General features: G+C 53.6%; 22 protein-coding genes. 3 read left to right on the forward strand and 19 right to left on the reverse strand.

Going from position 1 to position 18,575, the window contains the following annotated elements:
- Positions 1–44: 44 nt before the first annotated feature.
- Positions 45–794, reverse strand: a complete 750-nt coding sequence (locus KO216_RS07905) for an HAD-IIB family hydrolase (protein WP_251452000.1) — start codon at positions 792–794, stop codon at positions 45–47.
- A 441-nt stretch (positions 795–1,235) separates the two neighbouring features.
- On the opposite strand from KO216_RS07905, the gene KO216_RS07910 reads away from it, so the two are divergent.
- Positions 1,236–1,466, forward strand: coding sequence for a hypothetical protein (locus KO216_RS07910; protein WP_215523680.1), 231 nt, complete (start codon positions 1,236–1,238; stop codon positions 1,464–1,466).
- Between the two features lie 547 nt (positions 1,467–2,013).
- On the opposite strand, the gene KO216_RS07915 is transcribed toward KO216_RS07910, so the two are convergent.
- Positions 2,014–3,141 carry a zinc-binding dehydrogenase gene (locus KO216_RS07915; RefSeq protein ID WP_215523681.1) on the reverse strand — a complete coding sequence of 376 codons (1,128 nt, stop codon included), beginning with the start codon at positions 3,139–3,141 and terminating at the stop codon, positions 2,014–2,016.
- 357 nt (positions 3,142–3,498) lie between these two features.
- On the opposite strand from KO216_RS07915, the gene KO216_RS07920 reads away from it, so the two are divergent.
- The gene (locus KO216_RS07920) at positions 3,499–4,221 is read left to right on the forward strand and encodes a sulfite exporter TauE/SafE family protein (protein WP_309547298.1); all 723 of its coding nucleotides are present in this window, start codon (positions 3,499–3,501) and stop codon (positions 4,219–4,221) included.
- A gap of 336 nt (positions 4,222–4,557) precedes the next feature.
- Here the strand turns inward: KO216_RS07920 and KO216_RS07925 are convergent, their stop codons facing one another.
- Positions 4,558–4,953, reverse strand: a complete 396-nt coding sequence (locus KO216_RS07925; protein ID WP_215523682.1) for an HAD family hydrolase — start codon at positions 4,951–4,953, stop codon at positions 4,558–4,560.
- 428 nt (positions 4,954–5,381) lie between these two features.
- Between KO216_RS07925 and KO216_RS07930 the strand changes: the two genes are divergently transcribed.
- The gene (locus KO216_RS07930; protein ID WP_215523683.1) at positions 5,382–5,612 is read left to right on the forward strand and encodes a hypothetical protein; all 231 of its coding nucleotides are present in this window, start codon (positions 5,382–5,384) and stop codon (positions 5,610–5,612) included.
- 292 nt (positions 5,613–5,904) lie between these two features.
- Here the strand turns inward: KO216_RS07930 and KO216_RS07935 are convergent, their stop codons facing one another.
- The 16 genes from KO216_RS07935 to KO216_RS08010 form a co-directional block, all read right to left on the reverse strand.
- Positions 5,905–7,494, reverse strand: a complete 1,590-nt coding sequence (locus KO216_RS07935; protein WP_215524111.1) for an MFS transporter — start codon at positions 7,492–7,494, stop codon at positions 5,905–5,907.
- A 91-nt stretch (positions 7,495–7,585) separates the two neighbouring features.
- Positions 7,586–8,785, reverse strand: a complete 1,200-nt coding sequence (locus tag KO216_RS07940; RefSeq protein ID WP_215523684.1) for a Gfo/Idh/MocA family protein — start codon at positions 8,783–8,785, stop codon at positions 7,586–7,588.
- Between the two features lie 303 nt (positions 8,786–9,088).
- Entirely contained in the window at positions 9,089–9,373 is a 285-nt protein-coding gene (rpsQ, locus tag KO216_RS07945; RefSeq protein ID WP_022864269.1) for a 30S ribosomal protein S17, read from the reverse strand.
- A 5-nt stretch (positions 9,374–9,378) separates the two neighbouring features.
- Complete coding sequence (gene rpmC / locus KO216_RS07950; RefSeq protein WP_122819264.1) at positions 9,379–9,609, reverse strand: 50S ribosomal protein L29; 231 nt, start codon at positions 9,607–9,609, stop codon at positions 9,379–9,381.
- Positions 9,609–10,028 (reverse strand): 50S ribosomal protein L16, encoded by a 420-nt coding sequence (rplP, locus tag KO216_RS07955; protein ID WP_024059446.1) that lies wholly within the window; start codon positions 10,026–10,028, stop codon positions 9,609–9,611. The genes rpmC and rplP overlap by 1 nt, the downstream gene beginning before the upstream one ends.
- A gap of 1 nt (position 10,029) precedes the next feature.
- Positions 10,030–10,941, reverse strand: coding sequence for a 30S ribosomal protein S3 (gene rpsC, locus KO216_RS07960; RefSeq protein WP_215523685.1), 912 nt, complete (start codon positions 10,939–10,941; stop codon positions 10,030–10,032).
- Positions 10,941–11,309, reverse strand: coding sequence for a 50S ribosomal protein L22 (gene rplV, locus KO216_RS07965; RefSeq protein ID WP_215523686.1), 369 nt, complete (start codon positions 11,307–11,309; stop codon positions 10,941–10,943). The genes rpsC and rplV overlap by 1 nt, the downstream gene beginning before the upstream one ends.
- Positions 11,310–11,336: 27 nt before the next feature.
- The gene (gene rpsS, locus KO216_RS07970) at positions 11,337–11,618 is read right to left on the reverse strand and encodes a 30S ribosomal protein S19 (protein ID WP_022864274.1); all 282 of its coding nucleotides are present in this window, start codon (positions 11,616–11,618) and stop codon (positions 11,337–11,339) included.
- A 14-nt stretch (positions 11,619–11,632) separates the two neighbouring features.
- Positions 11,633–12,469, reverse strand: coding sequence for a 50S ribosomal protein L2 (gene rplB / locus KO216_RS07975; protein ID WP_215523687.1), 837 nt, complete (start codon positions 12,467–12,469; stop codon positions 11,633–11,635).
- A 14-nt stretch (positions 12,470–12,483) separates the two neighbouring features.
- Positions 12,484–12,789, reverse strand: coding sequence for a 50S ribosomal protein L23 (gene rplW / locus KO216_RS07980; RefSeq protein WP_215523688.1), 306 nt, complete (start codon positions 12,787–12,789; stop codon positions 12,484–12,486).
- 4 nt (positions 12,790–12,793) lie between these two features.
- Positions 12,794–13,438, reverse strand: a complete 645-nt coding sequence (gene rplD / locus KO216_RS07985) for a 50S ribosomal protein L4 (RefSeq protein WP_215523689.1) — start codon at positions 13,436–13,438, stop codon at positions 12,794–12,796.
- Positions 13,439–13,440: 2 nt separating this feature from the next.
- Positions 13,441–14,109, reverse strand: a complete 669-nt coding sequence (gene rplC / locus KO216_RS07990) for a 50S ribosomal protein L3 (protein ID WP_215523690.1) — start codon at positions 14,107–14,109, stop codon at positions 13,441–13,443.
- A gap of 12 nt (positions 14,110–14,121) precedes the next feature.
- The gene (rpsJ, locus tag KO216_RS07995) at positions 14,122–14,430 is read right to left on the reverse strand and encodes a 30S ribosomal protein S10 (protein ID WP_022864279.1); all 309 of its coding nucleotides are present in this window, start codon (positions 14,428–14,430) and stop codon (positions 14,122–14,124) included.
- Positions 14,431–15,175: 745 nt separating this feature from the next.
- The gene (locus KO216_RS08000) at positions 15,176–15,907 is read right to left on the reverse strand and encodes a pilin N-terminal domain-containing protein (RefSeq protein ID WP_215523691.1); all 732 of its coding nucleotides are present in this window, start codon (positions 15,905–15,907) and stop codon (positions 15,176–15,178) included.
- Entirely contained in the window at positions 15,904–16,905 is a 1,002-nt protein-coding gene (locus KO216_RS08005; RefSeq protein ID WP_251452005.1) for a class C sortase, read from the reverse strand. The genes KO216_RS08000 and KO216_RS08005 overlap by 4 nt, the downstream gene beginning before the upstream one ends.
- 58 nt (positions 16,906–16,963) lie before the next feature.
- Positions 16,964–18,400 carry a SpaH/EbpB family LPXTG-anchored major pilin gene (locus tag KO216_RS08010; protein WP_215523692.1) on the reverse strand — a complete coding sequence of 479 codons (1,437 nt, stop codon included), beginning with the start codon at positions 18,398–18,400 and terminating at the stop codon, positions 16,964–16,966.
- Positions 18,401–18,575: the final 175 nt, after the last annotated feature.

An 18,575-nucleotide genomic window follows, 5' to 3' on the forward strand; every position in this document is an offset into this window, starting at 1 on the left:
AACCGCCTGACACACCCTAAAACCAGCGGATAACACGCGGGATTTCAACCAGCCAATACTTGCGCAATAATTGCTTCGGTTTGCCCGGGGCCGGAAGTTGCGCGGGTTTGCACCCCGGTGCGCACCGCCGGGTAGTCGTTTCCATCGGGGTCAAGGCGATCCCCAACAAATAGCACCTGCGCGGGTTGGAGCCCGGTTTGCTCCAGGAACTCCCCTACCCCGTAGGCTTTATCAATCCCTTTCATGGTGATATCTACCGAGGTAGAACCACCTGAAAGTACGGTCAGTTCCGGCAACAGCTTTCCCGCGCGGGAAGCAATTTCTGCCCGTTTTTCCCCGCTAGGATCCCAAGCGTCCTTTTCTGCTTTTCCTGCCTGCTGCCCGAGGGCTGAATAGGTTAACTGGGAGCCGCGATCCTCGATGATTTCCCCTACCGGATTGTCGCACCAATATCCCAGGGAACGAGCGACCTCCTCAATCACCTTTTTCGCTTTGCCAGCAAGATCGGGATCCATGTCTAGGACATATTTGGCCTGCCAATCGCCATTTTCAAATCGGTAGTAGCGGGTGCCGCAAGTGGGCATAAGATGCAAGTTTTCCGGCGAAAATACTTGTGACTGCAAGGGAATTAGTAACTGCCTTGAAAACTGATGAAGAGAACCCCCGCTGATTACTCCGGTGGGAAGAGTGCGGGTGAGGCGCGCAAATTCTCTAGCCAGTCCCGCTTGCATTGCCTGCTTTGAGGGGGTCAGAGTGCCGTCCAGGTCAAACACCATTGCCTTAATCGCGCCCACTTCTCACCTTTCTATTTGCGATGACCTTAAACCAATTAGCTATTGTAAAGCCTAAAGCGGGCTGCCTCGTTTTTTACTTCCTGGGGGCAGATTAAAATGCCAGCTAGTCGCGTAATCACAGGGCAAGCTAGCCTGAAGACCGGCAAATCCGAGAGACTGCCCCATGCACCCGAATCCGCAGTAAAATTTCAGGTTTTTCCAGCCTCTAACCGGTATGTAATCGTTTTCACAAAAGCTGTTTTAATCTGCCTTAAACCTCTTATCACCTGCATATTTAAGTATTGCACTTAATGAAATTACCCCTCGTTTCTCATTTTTCTTTGTCTAGACATTGACTAGGGGCGTGAAAGCTTTCTATAGTAATCATGTAAACGTTTCCACGAGGGAGAGAGTTCAACCGGAACTTTCCGAATCGGAAGAACAGAAAGAGAGAAAATAAAAATGGCTATTTTGGTTGCACCGTCAATCCCGATGAACTCTACTCGGCTAGAAGAGCCGAGCATGGTTGCTGCTGTCGCGTTTTTCGCGCTAATGTTCGCTGGCGCTGGGATTACCCTAGTCGGCATTGTGGCAGCTTCTGCGATTACTACTATTCTGGGCGGACTAATGACCGTCGTTAGCACTCTTGGAGTGACTTGGTCTCACCTATACTTCAAGCTCAAGGGAGAATAGGTTACTAGCGGCAACGGATCTAGTTGCCAGCAAACACCTAATGCGCGTCGCCGCCAGCGACGCCTAAAGTCTGACCGAGCGAAGAAAAAAAGACAGATACCGGTAAATCTGGACACTGTCCACATAAATAGGGATGATCCCAAACCTATGGGTTACTACCCACAGATTACGGAATCAGCCTAGGAAAGAGTCTAAGCTTGGCAGACTCTCTCAAGACTGTTAGCAAGTGGGGCGGATGGATTTCCATCCGCCCCACTTTTTTGCGCTTATACACTTATCTCGTCCCTTCCCGCCCCTTGAGGTCAGGCCGAGGCTCCCCAATGCCAGCGAGATTTTCGGGAGGGTATCTCTTTTGCGGCTAAGCCAGTTCCTCCCCTTAATACGTGGCTACCTCGAATACTGGGGCAGCAGCGAGAAAAAAGCCAAGGGCGCCGACTCACTAAAACCACACATACTAAAGGACGGGCACGTCCTTTCTCAAAAAGAACGCGCCCGCCCTGAAGTCACAGCTAGCAGCTGCCGAAGCGATTAACGGAAACCGTATAACTTACAGCGACATATCTACCACAGCGCGGCCTTGTACCTCGCCCTTGGCTAGCAGATTGTAGGTGGCACCGGCTTCTTCCAGCGGAACCCGCTTGGTAACAATCTTCTTGTAATCGATTAGCCCCTGATCAGCCATGCGGATTACCTCCGGCAGATCCTGGCGAGTACGAGCTCCATAGGATCCCAAAATGTGTTGAGAACGACGTACCAGACGATTGATTTCTACCTGAGCGGTCTGCACCCCGGCACCTAGGCCAATCGGCACCATGCGTCCTCCGTCTTTAAGTACGTCTAGCGCGGTAGTCCAGGTTTCAGGACGCCCAAGCGCCTCGAAGGCCACATCTACCCCGCGTCCATCAGTAATCTTCAGGATTTCCGCACGCGCATCCTGGGTAACCGAATTGATAACGTCGGTCGCACCCAATTCTTTAGCACTGGCTAGTTTGTCATCGGAAATATCGATACCCACGACCTGCCGCGCCCCGAAGGCCTTGGCAATCTGGATGATGTTCGAGCCTACGCCCCCAGTGGCAACTACCGCTACGCTCTCTCCAAAGTGCAGGTCAGCGCCACGACGCACCGCGCCGAAAGCGGTCATCGCCGCACAGCCAATAATCGCAGAAGCAACCAAATCCATACTTTCGGGCACTACCGCTACCGAAGTGGAGGGCACTACCGCGTATTCCGCGAGCCCACCCATGGAGTACATGGCGATTTCGCTACCGTCCAAATCAGCCAAGCGGGTGGTGCCGTCATAGAGCTTTCCCTGCAAGCGGTTGAGGTCGAAGAAGGGCGCACAAAGATCATCGCGTCCGGAGGAACATGCCTCACACTGACCACAAGGCATTAGGAATGCTCCCGAAACATACTGACCTACTTTCAGGCCGGTGTGCTCGTTACCTTCTCCCAGTTCAACGATTTGCCCGGCAACTTCATGACCGAGTACGCAAGGCTTGGGGAAATTGATTGCTCCCCCAATTACGTGCAGGTCAGAGTGGCAAAGTCCGCAAGCAGCCACTTTGATAAGTACTTCTCCCGCCTTGGGGTGAGGGGTGCGGATCTCGTTTACTTCCAGTCCTTTATCAATATCGCGTAGAACTGCGGCTTTCATTGTCTCGGGAATTGTCATATCCTGCTCCTTCGCTAGAGTTTCGTTTAAAAACTTTCTTGACCTTGCAGCTGCGGCGGACACTGCCGCTTCTGTCGGTTAAGTCCAGTATCAACCATATTTGAATCTTTGTCCATACATTTTGACAAAATAAAATATTTATCCGGTTACTTTCGAACTAGAGAGGATTTGCCCGGGACTAATGGCACAGACAATCATCTATTTTGGGAAGGGCGAATACTAGCTGCATACTGTTAGCCTCTTCTTGAAATAATTGTAAGTACAATAACTTCATAGCTAGATTTGCTAGTCTAAACCCAACATTCAGAAATAAAAGGAGAGGCGCTGCTGGTTCTTACCCCGGGATTGATCCTCACCTTGGTTGCCTGCGCCATTATGTGCGGACTGGCAAAAACCGCGCTGCCGGGACTGGCATGCGTACCGGTGGCGATCTTAGCTGCGGTAACGCCCACCCGCCCCTCCACCGCCCTAATGCTACTGATGCTGCTAACCGGGGATTTACTGGCAATCTGGACCTACCGCAAGGACGCTGACTGGAAAGTCCTGCGCGGTCTATTTCCGCCTGTAGCCGTAGGGGTAGCCATCGGCGCACTTTTTCTGGCAAAAGTATCTAACCAGATAATGAAAGTTTCCATCGGGATTATTATTTTGGCTCTTACTGCCCTCACCCTGGCGCTCATCTGGTACGCGCGTCGCACCGGGCGCGACCTGGGCGCTTCCATGAGCGCTTCTTTGCCTGCACGCTTGTTTTACGGCTCCCTATCCGGCTTCACTACGATGGTCGCTAATTCTGGAGGACCAGTAGTCTCCCTGTATTTCCTGGCCTCCCGTTTTGAGGTCCGCCGCTTTTTAGGTACTCAAGCCTGGTTTTTCTTTATCGTCAACCTGCTAAAGCTACCTTTTTCCGCCGGCATTGGTCTGATTGATCAGCAAATGTTGCTGATCGCGCTGTGTCTAGCTCCCCTAGTTCTGGGGGCAGCCGTGCTGGGGCGCTGGTGGATAGGGCGTATTGACAATAAGATCTTTGATCCGATTGTCACTGCCCTAACCATCGTTTCCGCAGTGATCCTTCTGATCTAGCCGCGAGTACGCCGCGTAATCTGCGGGCGCGGGAAACCTGCTAAGCGCGGGGAAAGATTTTTCCTCCCGCCCAAGAATTCGGAAAAAGACCGCAGGCATTTTCCGAATTCTTATGCCCACCGCACCTGCTCGGATAAAACCTTTACCCGCGTCTATTTACACTCAATACCACGCACACTTTTCCCTGCAGTTCACCGCAGTAAGAAAATAACTGAGAGCTAATCCCATAATCGGTTCCACACGGGTTATTCAACACATGGAAAAGCGGGGGCGAGCTCAGCTCGCCCCCGCGTATCAGGTAACTGACCTACAGATTTTCACCTGTAGATTTAGCAATTACTTGCTGTAAATGTGCTCCATGTAGGATTCGATTTCATCCAAGGAACGAGCGACCTCCTCAATCACCTTTTTCGCTTTACCAGCAAGATCGGGATCCATGTCTAGGACATATTTAGCCTGCCAACCACCATTTTCAAACCGATAGTAGCGGGTTCCGCAGGTGGGCATAAGATGCAGGTTTTCCGGCAAAAACGCTTGCGCCTGCAAGGGAGTTAGCAACTGCCGCGAAAACTGTTGAAGTGAACCTCCACTGATTACTCCGGTGGGAAGAGCGCGAGTGAGGCGAGCAAACTCTCTAGCTACACCCGCTTGCATTGCCTGCTTCGAAGGGGTCAAAGTGCCATCCAGGTCAAATACCATTGCCTTAATCGCGCCCACTTCTCGCCTTTCCATTCGCGGTGTTTTCCGGCCAACTAGTTATTGTAAAGCCTAAAGCTGAATCCGTAGCTTTCACTTCCCTCTAGGGTAGCTTCCCAAAGGTCGCAGCCAAGTTTAAAGATTGCTACCCTCCTCCCCAATCCCGGGTCATGTTCCAGGCTTTAGGTGAAGCTCAGAATTCGCCCCGTTCCCCGGATTTTCTAACTCTACAATGGGTATGTAATCGTTTTCATAAAAATAGTTTTAATGCATTATTTATTGCTTTGACCAGGGCTGTTAGCTGTAAAAGCTGCCTAAAACACCCGGCAGTTCTCATATTCTTTTCTCAGACGTTGACTAGGGGCTAGAAATGTCCTTATAGTAATCATGTAAACGTTTCCACGAAGGCGAAAGTTCAACCGGAACTTTCCGAATCGTAAGAACAGAAAGAGAGAAAAATAAAAATGGCTACTTTCATTGCTCCTTCGGCTCCGATGGCTTCTACTCAGCTAGAGGATCCTAAATTCCTTGCCGCTATCAACTTAATTGCGTTATTGATTTCAGGCGTAGTTATTACCTTGCTCGGCATTATCACTGGCTCCATGATCGCCACAGGTTTGGGCGGATTGCTGACCGTTGGCAGCGCCATCGGTCTTCCGTGGTCGCTCCGTTACTTACAGGGCAAGGACAAGTAACTTTCGGCAACAACCAGCTTTTGTTGTCAATAAAATTCAATAGGTGTCGTCACCAGCGACGCACAAAGTCTTGCCAAGCTCAGTATTAACAGGGCGCAAAGCTAGGTAACAGCTTGCTGTTTGCAAATTGCAAGTAGCTCAGAAATTCTTCAGAGCCTGGCAGACTCTCTCTCAAGACTGTTAGGGGGGCGGATGGATTTCCATCCGCCCCCCCTGCAATTGCAGGCTCCCATCCCTGCGTATTACGTATTTAGCGGCAAATTTACAGTATTAAATACAGTTTTCTAGGCTACTAGCTGTAAATGTGCTCCATGTAGGATTCGATTTCATCCAAGGAACGTCCGGAAGTTTCCGGCATGATCTTGAACAACACCACCGCAATGATCAGGTTCAACACCCCATACATCGCATAAGTGGGTCCACCGCCCAGAGCGGCAATCATCGGCGGGAAAGTCCAGGTGATGATGGCGTTCATAATCCACATGCAGAAGATGGCAGTACCATTCATAATTCCGCGCACATTTGCGGGGAACATTTCACCCAGCATTGTCCAAACTACAGTACCGTTCGAGGACTGCACCACCAGCATGAATAGTGACATCATTAGCAGCACCAAGTACCCTGCCCACACCGGCACGCTGCCGGCTGCGTCATGAGGAGCAATCACAAACTGGAAAATTAGGGCGATTCCCAGCAACAGGATACCTACCAGGGTGACGTCCCAGATCAAAATAGTGCGCCGGCGGAACTTGGTAATCAGAATCAAGCCGATAGCCGAGCCTACTACACTCATTACGCCGTTAGCTACCTGCGCAGTAATCGCGGCAGAAGTTCCCATGCCCGCGATGCCCAGCACCTTCGGCGCGTAATACATAACCGTATTTACCCCGGTGGTCTGGTTGACAATCGCTAAGAATATACCTACGAACATCAGTTTGCGCAGCCAGGGCGTGTTCATTACGTCGCGGAAAGTACCTTTCTTGCCGTGTTCTTGGCTTTGACGAGCCTCAATCATCTCGTGCAGTTCCTCGGTAAGATCCCCATCTTTCTTGGGGTCACGCACCCGTTTCAAGGATCCGATAGCGGCGTAAACTTCCTGCTGCAGCACATGCCAACGGGAAGATTCTGGCATCAGGTGCATCCCAATCCACAGGGCAACGGCAGGCACTGAACAGAGCACAATCATCCAACGCCAGGCGGCACCGTTACCGGCCGAAACCGTCATATTGGAGATGAAATCATGTGCTGCCTGCACATCGTGACTACCAAGGTGCTTAGACACTATTGCGTTCAAAGCATCCCAAGAGTACTCTCCAGCCTTCACTACCCCAGCAGGATCTGATTTCACGGTAATCTTCGGTCCGCCGTGAGCAGAGTTAATAATCGCGTTCATGGAGAAGGCCAACAGCTGCCCGACTACAATCATCAACTGGTCAACGGCCACGATAGTACCGCGGATCCGCTTAGGTGCAGTTTCTGCCAGGAATACTGGCACCGTTGCCGAGGCGCCACCTACGGCTAGCCCCAGGATTAGGCGGAACGGATACATTACCCAAATATTGGGGGCAAAAGTATTACCGATAGCACCAATCAGGAACAAAATGGCCAGCATAATGATGTTGTGCCGGCGACCATAACGATCGGAGAGCCGTCCTCCAAATAGCGCCCCGAAGGCAGCACCTAGGGTAAGGATACCGCCAATTGCGCCCTCTTGAGCAGGAGTAATCCCCATGCCACCTGCACCGTGCGGCATATACATATAGGGCAAAGCACCGGAAATGACCCCGGTGTCATACCCGAATAGCAGGGAGCCCAGGGTGGCCACTGCCGCCACGGCAATAACTCCGCGATGATTTCCCGAGGACGGGGTTTCCTGCACCATTTTTTGCAGTTTTTCTTTACTCAACTCATTCAGAGGAGTTTTTTCTTTATTTATTTCCACTGGTTTAGCTTTCTTTTTCGAAGGGGTGAAGTTACTTATCGTAGGTGGTGGCGCCGCTTACCTTTGCGACTTCATGCCAACACCCATCCGCAGCTGATTCCACGGTAGCCTGATCTATTTCGGCAGCTGACCAACCATCGGCGACTGAGGGCGCAATCTGTTTACCGGTTAACACTCCCGACAGGAACTGGTAGCACTCGACTGCTTTCATATCATCGAAGCCCATTGAGGTGCCGGCTCCCGGCTGGAAACGCGAGAAATGCGGATAGTGAGGATTGGCCATTGAACGGACGTATCCGTGTATCACTCCATTGTCCTGTCCGATGCAGGCCTGCAGATCATTGAGGTATTCGAAGTTCCAACGCACTGAACCTTCAGTACCATAAACTTCCACAATGTACTCGGCACGCGGTCCCACGCTCACGCGAGAGGACTCCATGGTGCCCACCACTCCGGAATCAAAACGCACCATCATGGCTACGTAGTCCTCGTTTCCGACTTCCTTCTTTTCGTCAGAAACTTCCCAACCGGTGTGACCAACACCGGCCTTAGTGGGAATAGGACGCTCTTTAATAAAGGTGTCAGTCAGGGCAGAAACCGAGCTAATCCGGTCACGCAAAATATATTGCACCAGGTCAGCTCCGTGACTCATCAGGTCACCAACAACCCCAGCACCTGCTTTTTCCCGGTCGTAACGCCAGGTGTAGGGACCGTCGGGGCTGGAGGCATAATCGGCGATTAACCAGCAACGAACATTGGTAATTCGCCCCAGCTTCCCTTCAGCAATCATTTCCCGTGCCTGTTCAACCGCGGGAGTGTGGCGATAGTTAAAGCCAACCGCGGTGTTAATGCCCGCGTTTTGAGCGGCTTCGGCAATTTCGCGAGACTCGGTAGCACTTACGCCCATCGGTTTTTCAATCCAGAAAGGTTTGCCGGCCTCAGCTGCCGCGACTGCAATTTCACGGTGTAGAAAGTTAGGCGAACAGATGGACACCACGTCCACTTCCGGATCTGCGAGTACCTCGCGGTAATCGGCAACTGCTTTCTCGAAACCGAGCGCCTCGGTCGCGAGCTTTTGGGTTTCTGCGATGGGGTCACAAGCTACCACCAGACGCACCTCGGCTCCCAGCTCTGGAAATCGCTCTGCCATCGCTTTATACGAACGCGTATGCAGGCGCCCCATCCAGCCTAGAGATATCACCCCTACGCCAATTTTCTTCTTATCTGACATATAAACTCCTTACCCAGCCACCATTGGCTATCGTTTGAGTGGCAGTAAGAGCTTCGATTGCTCGAAATACCACGCCCTCAAATCTAACCGAAACTTTTCGGTTTGTCTACCACTTTGACATAACATTTTGACAATACCAATTCTGCTTGTCATAAAGCTAAAGAAAATATAAAAAGACGCGGGATGAGTCAACCGGGTAACACCCGATAAACTCACCCCGCGCCTTGCAGCTAAAGGAATCAGCTTAGAGGATATTATCGTCCTCTAGCGTTAACGATTACCTCGAAAACCTTTAGTGAAAAACTACTTGGCTTTCTCGATAATTTCGCTAACCCGCCAACGCTTGGTCTTGGACAGGGGACGAGTCTCCATAATCCTTACCAAGTCGCCAGTGCCGCATTCGTTGTTCTCGTCATGCACCTTGTAACGCTTGCGGCGGTTAATAACCTTGCCGTACAAGCGGTGCTTCACACGATCTTCAACCTGCACCACTACGGTCTTGTCCATCTTGTCGGACACGACGTAGCCCTGCAGCACCTTGCGGTGATTACGCTCTACAGTAGCGGTTTTCTCTGTTTCTTCGCTCATGAATCCTACTCCTCAACCTGCGGAGCGGTACGAATACCGAGCTCCCGCTCTCTAGCGATGGTGTAAATGCGGGCAATATCGCGACGCAACTGCCCGATCTGTCCGCGATCTTCACCGGCACCAGTGGCCAGTTGGAAACGCAGATTGAACAGCTCAGTCTTAGCTTCGTCTAGTTTCTTGGACAGCTGTTCTTCATCCAACATATCCAAATCAGACATTTTCAAGCCTTTTGCCATTACTGATCACCGCCTTCACGACTGATGAACCGAGTCTTAATCGGCAGCTTGTGCTGCGCACGGCTCATCGCTTCCCGAGCGATATCTTCGGACACGCCCGCCAGTTCGAATAGCACACGACCCGGCTTCACCGGAGCCACCCACCATTCGGGAGAGCCTTTACCGGAACCCATACGAGTTTCGGCAGGCTTCTTGGTTAGCGGACGGTCGGGGAAAATGTTGATCCACACTTTACCGCCGCGCTTAATGTAGCGTGTCATCGCGATACGAGCGGCCTCAATCTGCCGGTTAGTAATATAGGCGTGATCGAGTGCTTGAATCCCGTATTCGCCGAACGCCAGTTCGGTACCGCGCTTAGCCATGCCCTTACGGTTGGGGCGATGCTGTTTGCGCCATTTAGTCCTACGAGGAATTAACACGTTACTCCTCCGTTCCGTTTTCTTGCGGCTTCTCGGCCTCGGCTACTGGCTTTTCAGCGGGAGCCTCGGTAGATTCAGCCGGCACTGCGGGGGCAGCATTTTCCGAAGCCGCAGCCTCGGGGGTTTCCGCCTGAGTCTGGGCAGCGCTCTCTTGACGGCCTTCACCGCGTCCCGAGCGACGTCCTCCGCGTGCACCTTCACGACCTGCGCGTCCGCGACGTCCACCGCGGCCACCCCGTCCACCGGATTCAACCTGTTTGCGAGCGAATTCGGTTTCGGTGAGATCGCCTTTATAGATCCACACTTTCACGCCGATACGCCCGAAAGTGGTGTGAGCTTCATAGAAGCCGTAGTCGATGAGGGCGCGCAGCGTGTGCAGCGGCACCCGACCTTCGCGGTAGAACTCTGAACGCGACATTTCTGCCCCGCCGAGGCGGCCAGAACACTGCACCCTGATGCCCAGGGCACCCCCGCGCAGCGCTGACTGCATACCTTTACGCATTGCGCGTCTAAAGGACACGCGGGCAGCCAGCTGTTCGGCAATACCTTGCGCCACTAGCTGGGCATCAATCTCGGGGTTCTTAACCTCGAGGATGTTCAGCTGCACCTGTTTACCGGTGAGTTTCTCCAGATCACCACGCAGGCGATCCGCCTCTGCTCCCCGCCGACCAATAACAATGCCGGGGCGGGCAGTGTGCAGATCGACCCGTACCCGATCCCGGGTGCGTTCAATATCAATCTGGGAAATACCGGCGCGTTCCAGGCTCTTTTCCATGATCCTGCGAATACGCACATCTTCATCAACGAAATCACTGTAACGCTGTCCCGGCTTAGTGGAGTCCGAGAACCAGCGGGAACGGTGATCGGTGGTGATACCTAACCGAAAACCGGTAGGGCTAACCTTTTGTCCCATTAGTCGTTCTCCTCTTCCTGTTTGCCGTCAGAAACCTCGATAGTGATGTGGCTGGTCCGTTTGAGGATCCGGCCAGCACGCCCTTGAGCGCGCGGACGGAACCGCTTCATCGTGGGACCTTCATCTACGTACGCCCGCGAAACTTTCAGTTCCGCAAACGTATCTTTGTCGCCAGGCCGATCAGCTTGAGCGGCGGCGTTGAACATTGCGCTGCGAAGCACCTTGCGAACATCAGTTGCGACCGCCTGAGGAGCGAAACGCAGGATGTCGTAGGCCTCGAGGGCGTTCTTGCCGCGAATCAAGTTCACGACGCGACGCGACTTCTGCGGCGTAGAGCGCACGAAACGCGCTTTCGCCATGCCTTCCATCTTTGCCTTCTTTCTCTTCGGGCGCGCCTAACGACGGCGTGCCTTTCGGTCGTCTTTGTCATGTCCGCGGAAGGTACGAGTGGGCGCAAACTCGCCCAACTTGTGACCAACCATGTTTTCGGTGACGTACACCGGAACGTGTTTGCGTCCGTCGTGTACCGCGATAGTGTGCCCAATAAAATCGGGGGTAATCATAGAGCGGCGTGACCAGGTCTTGATAACCGACTTTTTATTGGCGTCATTCAGAGCGTCGACTTTTTTCATCAGATGGTCATCGACGAAAGGACCCTTCTTTAGGCTACGTGCCATGATTTATCTCCTACCTAACGCTTCTTGCCGGTCCGGCGACGACGCACAATCAGGCGATCGCTGGCCTTATTCGGACGGCGGGTACGACCCTCGGGCTTACCCCAGGGGCTAACCGGGTGACGACCACCGGAAGTACGGCCTTCGCCGCCACCGTGCGGGTGATCAACCGGGTTCATAACCACACCACGTACCTTGGGACGATGCCCCTTCCAGCGCATCCGTCCAGCCTTACCCCAAGTGATATTGCCGTGGTCAGAGTTGCCGACCTCGCCGATGGTGGCGCGGCAAGCAGCCTCTACGTTACGGATTTCACCGGAGGGCATACGCAGCTGGGCGTATTTGCCTTCTTTCGCCACTAGCTGCACGGAAACTCCCGCGCTGCGAGCGATTTTAGCTCCCCCACCAGGACGCATCTCTACCGCGTGAATCACGGTACCCAACGGAATGTTGGTTAGCGGCAAGCAGTTGCCCGGCTTAATATCGGCAGCCGGCCCCTGTTCGATGCGGTCGCCCTGATGCAGTTTATTCGGGGCGATGATGTAACGCTTGTCGCCATCTGCATAGTGCAGGAGGGCGATATTGGCGCTGCGGTTCGGATCATATTCGATGTGGGCAACCTTTGCGGGCACCCCATCTTTGTCGTGACGACGGAAATCGATCACGCGGTAACGGCGCTTATGCCCCCCGCCACGCCGGCGGGAAGTGATACGACCGTCGTTGTTACGTCCACCAGTTTTGTGGATAGGACGCAGCAGAGACTTCTCCGGATGGTCGCGAGTGATTTCCGCGAAATCGGAAACCGACGCGAAGCGACGCCCGGGAGTAGTCGGCTTGTATTTACGAATACCCATTACTTGTTCACCCCTTACGCAGACGCTTCGTTGAAGATATCGATTGTGCCTTCGGCAAGGGTAATAATGGCGCGTTTGCTATCTTTCCGCTTGCCAAATCCGGTGCGAGTACGTACCCGTTTACCTTTGCGCGCAATCGTGTTTACGGTCTTTACTTTCACATCGAAGATTTTTTCGATGGCGATCCGAATCTCGGTCTTATTGGCTTTGGGGTCTACCTCAAAAGTGTATTTCCCCTGATCCATCAGGCCATAGGCTTTTTCCGAGACGATCGGGCGGTAAATAATATCCCGCGGGTTCTTAGTAACCTCGAGTGCCATTGCTTTACGCCTCCTGTCCGGTCTTATCGGCGATGAACTGGCGAATCGCGGCCTCGGTGAAGATAACGTCCTCGTTATTGAGTACGTCATAAGTATTGAGCTGGTCAACCATCAGCAGGTGAACCTGCGGCAGGTTACGCAGCGACAATATCTGTTCTTCTTCCGGGCGGGTAAGCACTACCAGGACGTAGCGCTGATCTACCAGGGATTCGATGTGTTCGCGGCCAGCCTTAGTCGAGGGGGTTTCCCCGGCAACCAACTGGGACACCAAGTGCATGCGATCCTTGCGTACCCGGTCAGATAGGGCGCAAGCCAGAGCTGCGGCCTTCATCTTCTTGGGGGTGCGCTGAGAGTAATCGCGCGGGTGCGGGCCGTGTACGACTCCGCCGCCCCGCCACTGCGGCGCGCGAATCGAGCCTTGACGAGCCCGACCGGTGCCTTTCTGGCGCCACGGCTTCTTGCCGCCACCACGCACCTGACCACGCGTTTTAGTCGAGTGCGTACCCTGACGAGCCGCCGCGAGCTGCGCGTTAACTACCTGGTGCATTAAAGAAATATTGGGATCCCGATCAAAGATGCTGGCGGGCAGGTCAACGCTGCCTACTTCCTTACCAGCGGGATCAGTTACGTTTAGCGAAAGATTAGTCATAGTTACGCACCTTTCACTGCACTACGAATCAGAACAATACCGCCCTTGGGACCGGGAATAGCTCCGGTAACCAGGACAATGCCTTTTTCGGCATCGATTGCCTGAACTTTAAGATTCTGGATGGTCCTGCGTTCCCCACCCATGCGTCCGGCCATCCGTAGGCCTTTGAATACGCGTCCGGGGGTGGCGCAAGCGCCGATGGAACCAGGTTTGCGGTGGTTACGGTGAGCACCGTGGGAGGAGGAAACGCCGGCAAAACCGTGACGCTTCATAACCCCGGCGAAACCTTTACCTTTGGTCTTTCCGGTAACATCCACTTTTTGGCCGACTTCAAAAATGTCGGCTGCCAATTCCTGGCCAAGAGTGAAATCGTCATTGCCTCCGGTACGCACCTCTACTAGGTGGCGACGGGGGCTGACTCCTGCTTTATCAAAATGGCCGGCAAGGGGTTTGGTGACTTTCCGCTGATCGATCTGCCCGAAACCGATTTGAATGGCGGTGTAGCCATCGGTTTCCTGGTCTCGAATCTGCGTCACCACGTTCTTGTCGACCTGCACGACGGTGATGGGAACGACTTTTCCGTCCTCGTCCCAAACCTGCGTCATGCCTAGCTTGCGGCCGAGAAGTGCCCGAGTGGGTACTGCGGCAGCCGGCTGGGTCTGCGTGGTCATAATTTATTTTCCTTAGAGTTTGATCTCGATGTTTACGTCAGCAGGCAAATCGAGACGCATCAGCGAATCGACTGCCTTAGGCGTCGGGTCGACAATGTCGATGAGCCGTTTGTGCGTACGCATTTCAAACTGCTCTCGGCTGTCCTTGTACTTGTGTGGCGACCGAATCACGGTGAACGTGTTCTTTTCGGTCGGCAAAGGTACTGGGCCTACCACTGTGGCGCCCGCGCGCTGGACCGTTTCCACGATCTTTTTCGCGGACGAGTCGATGACCTGGTGGTCATATGACTTCAGCCGGATGCGGATTTTCTGTCCCGCCATTCCGTCTACCTCTTCTTCTTCCGTAGATGTTTCCCCGGTGTTTATCCCGGGCCTGCCAGGGGATCGAATCCCTTGCTTGCGCTAAGCCCGCTAGGGCGAACTTAGCCAGCTACAAGCGCGCAAGAATCCCTAAAAAAGTTTAGGGAGGTGATCTTTACGATCCCTGACGAACTGTTTCGCCAGGCACGAATCGATTCCTGCGTTCTTGCTGCCGGGCGCTAACTGAGCGGGTACGCAGAGCGCACCTTTCAACTAGAGCCAGTAAACTACTTTAACGCGCTTGTAAGAACCCTTTCAAGCTGCGGTCATGTGAATGACCCCACGTCCACGCATCCGGGCGTGTCGCAGCACTCATTTTCTGCCGCGCATGGGGTGCTTTTCGTAACGTCCTGCGCGGAAACTAGGTTTTCCTTCCCCTCCGCACAGCAGCAGGATTCTCCCCTCCTGACGCAGCGGGGCTGCCGCGGTAAAAGCGCTCGGGGGACCCCAGTGAGCCTTGCTTACGCTCGGCTCAAGCCCCCTCTCGCATCTTTTACCGTGCCAGCCCATTCGCGGCTTCAGCACTTGCGGGTACGTGGCACCGTACCGCGCGAGGACTAGGTTTTATCCCAGTCTGCTAGGCGGCGCAGAAATCGAAAAATGACCTGGTAATTATCGTTTTCTTGGGTGGGAGGAAAAACTTTTCCCCCGCGCGGGCTTGGATACCGCGCGAGGGAAAGGACTATTAAGCTGCGGCGGAGTTTCTTTAAGCTTCCGTAAGGGTTTCTTCGTCTTGGGGACGGCGCCGCAAGGCGGCAACCAGGATGCCGGTACTAAAGAGGACGCCCGCTGCAATCAGGAACGGCACCACGTAGACACCGGTCTTGGGCATATGCGGCTTCGCCGGGGGCGGGGTCACGGGAGCCGGAGTTTGTTCCGCCATCATCTTGGGGGCAATCGAAATGTTAAAAGTCCATACGTGCAGGTCAGGGTTACCGGAGGGCATGGTTATCAGGAACGGCTTGATGCGACCATATTTATGGGTAGTATCTGCCGGTTTCTGATCACTCACCAGGTACAGTCCGACCGGCAGGTCAGCGAAGGTAACGTTGCCTTGATCATCGGTGGTCATGGTTTTTGCCGGCTCTAAGCCTTTGGCTTCGGCCTGCTTAACCGTCATCTTCTGCAGTTGCGTCCAATCCGCGGTAGGTAAATCTACCCCTTTGACCCGGTTAATCTGAATCACCTGTCCCCCAGCGGGACCATTAGGCAAGGCTCCCGGTTTGGGGTCGTCATAGGGATTGGCGGCAGTCTTGGTGATATGCAACTGTCCGAGGCGCGCGGGATTGAAACTTGCGGGATCGAGGCCGGTGATGTCACCCACTACTACTGGTTGGTCCGATTGCGGTGAAGCCATCGCTGAGGTTGGTACCAGGGCAAGCATTAGTGCGGCCAGCAGCCCCAAGCCTGCTTTCAGCTTGCGTCGCGTGCTGTTCACTGTGTCCTCCTTGCTTTTCGTGGCGGGTAACGGGTAGTTATCTCGGCGTCGGTGGCGGAGATTCCGCCACTGGTAATCGGGGGTGAAGCCCCGGATGCTTTCTTATTTTCTTTTTCGTCCTCATCGCGGCGGCGCTGCCTCCACAGCCACCAACCGAGCAGCAGAGCGGCTAGGCAAGCCACAAAAATTATGGCTCCCATCCACCATGGCCATTCCAGCTTTCCGGCTCCGGCGAAGGGGTCGGTCTTATCCATCGGCACCCGCTCCCCGGTCACTAACAGCCGATGGCTGTTAATTCCGTAGGGCGTGCAGGTGAGGACGGTTAAAAGGTCTTTGCCTTCTTGCCGCTGCAGGGTTTTCACCTGGTCGGGGCGAACTACTCGAATCCAACGCACCTGGTATTTGAGCTTTTGCCCCGCTACCTGCACATAGATAGCGTCACCTTTCTTAACCTTGGTCAGGTTATCGAGCAAAGTGGCTGTTGAGAGCCCGCTATGCCCGGTGAGTACCGCGTGCGTTCCTTTACCCCCTACCGGGAGCGAGGATCCGTACAGATGCCCGATTCCGCGTTCTAGGGTGTCTGGCTGGGAACCGTGGTAGATAGGTAAATCTACTTTGATTCCCGGGATTATCAGACGCCCCATCTCGGGGACGATATTTAGTTGTTTTAGATACACCTGATAGGGGTTGTTGTCTTTGGCTACCCGCGCCAACCAGGGATCCAGGATGGGAGCCCCCGGGGTGTGCTGGTTATATGCCTGCGCTGCCTTAAAAGAATCAGACAGCTGCTGCCTATCAAGATATTTTTCTGCTTTTGAGTATTCGTAGGCGATCTGGAGTTGGCGGGCATTGTTCCATTGGGTTGCTACCACGGGGTATAACAACACCGCAATACCCGCCAACGCCAGGATTACGGGGATCAGAGTGGAACCGCGGCTGCGCTGAACTTTGCCTTTACGCTGCTCGGTGGCTCCGCTGGTTTTCTCTTTCTTCCCCAATTTTCGCCTTGCTATTTAGTGTCGGGGAGCAGGGTTGCTCCCCGACACTTTATTTTAGTTATGCGCGTACCCGATTGCGACGAGCATAGTAGTATGCTCCACCCAGCAATCCGGCTGCCACGATCAGGAAGAGGGCAATACCCGCTCCACCGGTCAGCGGCAGCTTCGAGAGGATATCTGAGCTCTTTACCGTGTTCTGGTACTCGACCTCTACTGGTTTGTTCTGATCAGCAGCGGCTTTAACCGTGGCCTTATCGAAACCGACTTTCACCACAGAGCTGCCCAACTCGTAACCGGTAGGTGCCTTAGTCTGTACCACACACAGACTATTGTCACGTGCCGCTAGGGGTTCTGAACTAGCTACTCCGGCTTTCAATCCGGTCGCGATTGCGGCACCAGTGGTGGAAGGATCCCCGGTAGCTTCATCGTCACAAGCATAGACGCTAAACTCTGCGTTTTTATTGTTGATATCGGTTTGTCCGTCCTTGTTGTTTACCAGCAGCTTCGCCATCGGAATATCCGGCTGGTCTTTAGGATCAGTTTCACTGCCGCCGTTTTCACCTTTCTCCGAGTCATAGTTGTAGGCTGCCTTGTTCTTAATAACCCACTTGCTGGCGTCTTCGCTCCAAATAGGATCCCCTGCGGGGAGAATTTTACCGGTCAGAGTCACTCGCAGAACCTTGCCTGAATTGGCATCCAGCTTGGCAAGTCCGGTTTTAGTTAGCTCGATTCCGTAGGGGTTTTCAATAACCGTGTAATCAGCAGCATCTAGCGCTGTCTTGGTGTCCCCATCTACAATCTCGACCTTCTCGATCGTAGAGTTGGCCTTATTTACCTTCAGCGGACCGGAAGGAGTATCAGTGACTTTGTAGGTCTTAAACTTGTCACCTTTATCTTTCTCGGTCAAAGTAGGAATCGGGGAGTCAATCTCGAAGGTCATCTTGGAACCAGGTTTAATCACCTGGTCTTTAGCGGTGATGTCCTTCTTAGTGATCTTCCCAGCGGAACCGTTCTTGGGGTAAACGGTCACGGTATCCATCCAAGTTCCGGATTCGGGATCGGTCATCGGAATCAGAATCAAGGACGGGAGCGCCGCCTTGTAACCGGTAGGAGCCTTGGTTTGGGTCAAACGATACAACCCGGGCTTGACGGTAAACGAAGTCTTGCCATCGGCACCCAAGTCTTTCGTTTCTTCAACTGCCGGGCTCGCCGGAGTGAAGGTAGCGGCAGTCGCTGCAGTGGCCGCATTGTAACCAGCGGTAGTGGTTACATCGTAGTTACCTTTTTCCAGCTTGAAAGTACCCGAGGGCAGTTTCTTGCTGTCGTCAAACTTACCGCTCTTGCCGTCAGCTTTAACTCCGGATTCACCAGTCTGCGGCTCTACCGAAATCGTGTAATCTTTGCTGGCATCGATCGCGGGGGCAGCGCTGGCGCCAGGCGCGCCGACTGCTACCAAGCCCAGGGCAGCCATGCCCAAGGCGGCAGCTAGTGCCATCCCCCTCCGAACAAATTTCTTAGTGTTGGAAAACATTTTTACCTCATTTATGTTTTTCTGTTTATTTACGTTTGGAAATTTTCTTAACTTCTTTGTTTTAAGATGTTTGCGCGTTACCCCCTGTTAACCCGGGGTCGGTGCCGGACCGGAAAAATCTTTCACGAGCTAAAGACTG

The sequence above is a fragment of the Varibaculum prostatecancerukia genome, from assembly GCF_943169825.2.
In the GTDB taxonomy this organism is placed as follows: Bacteria; Actinomycetota; Actinomycetes; order Actinomycetales; family Actinomycetaceae; genus Varibaculum; species Varibaculum prostatecancerukia.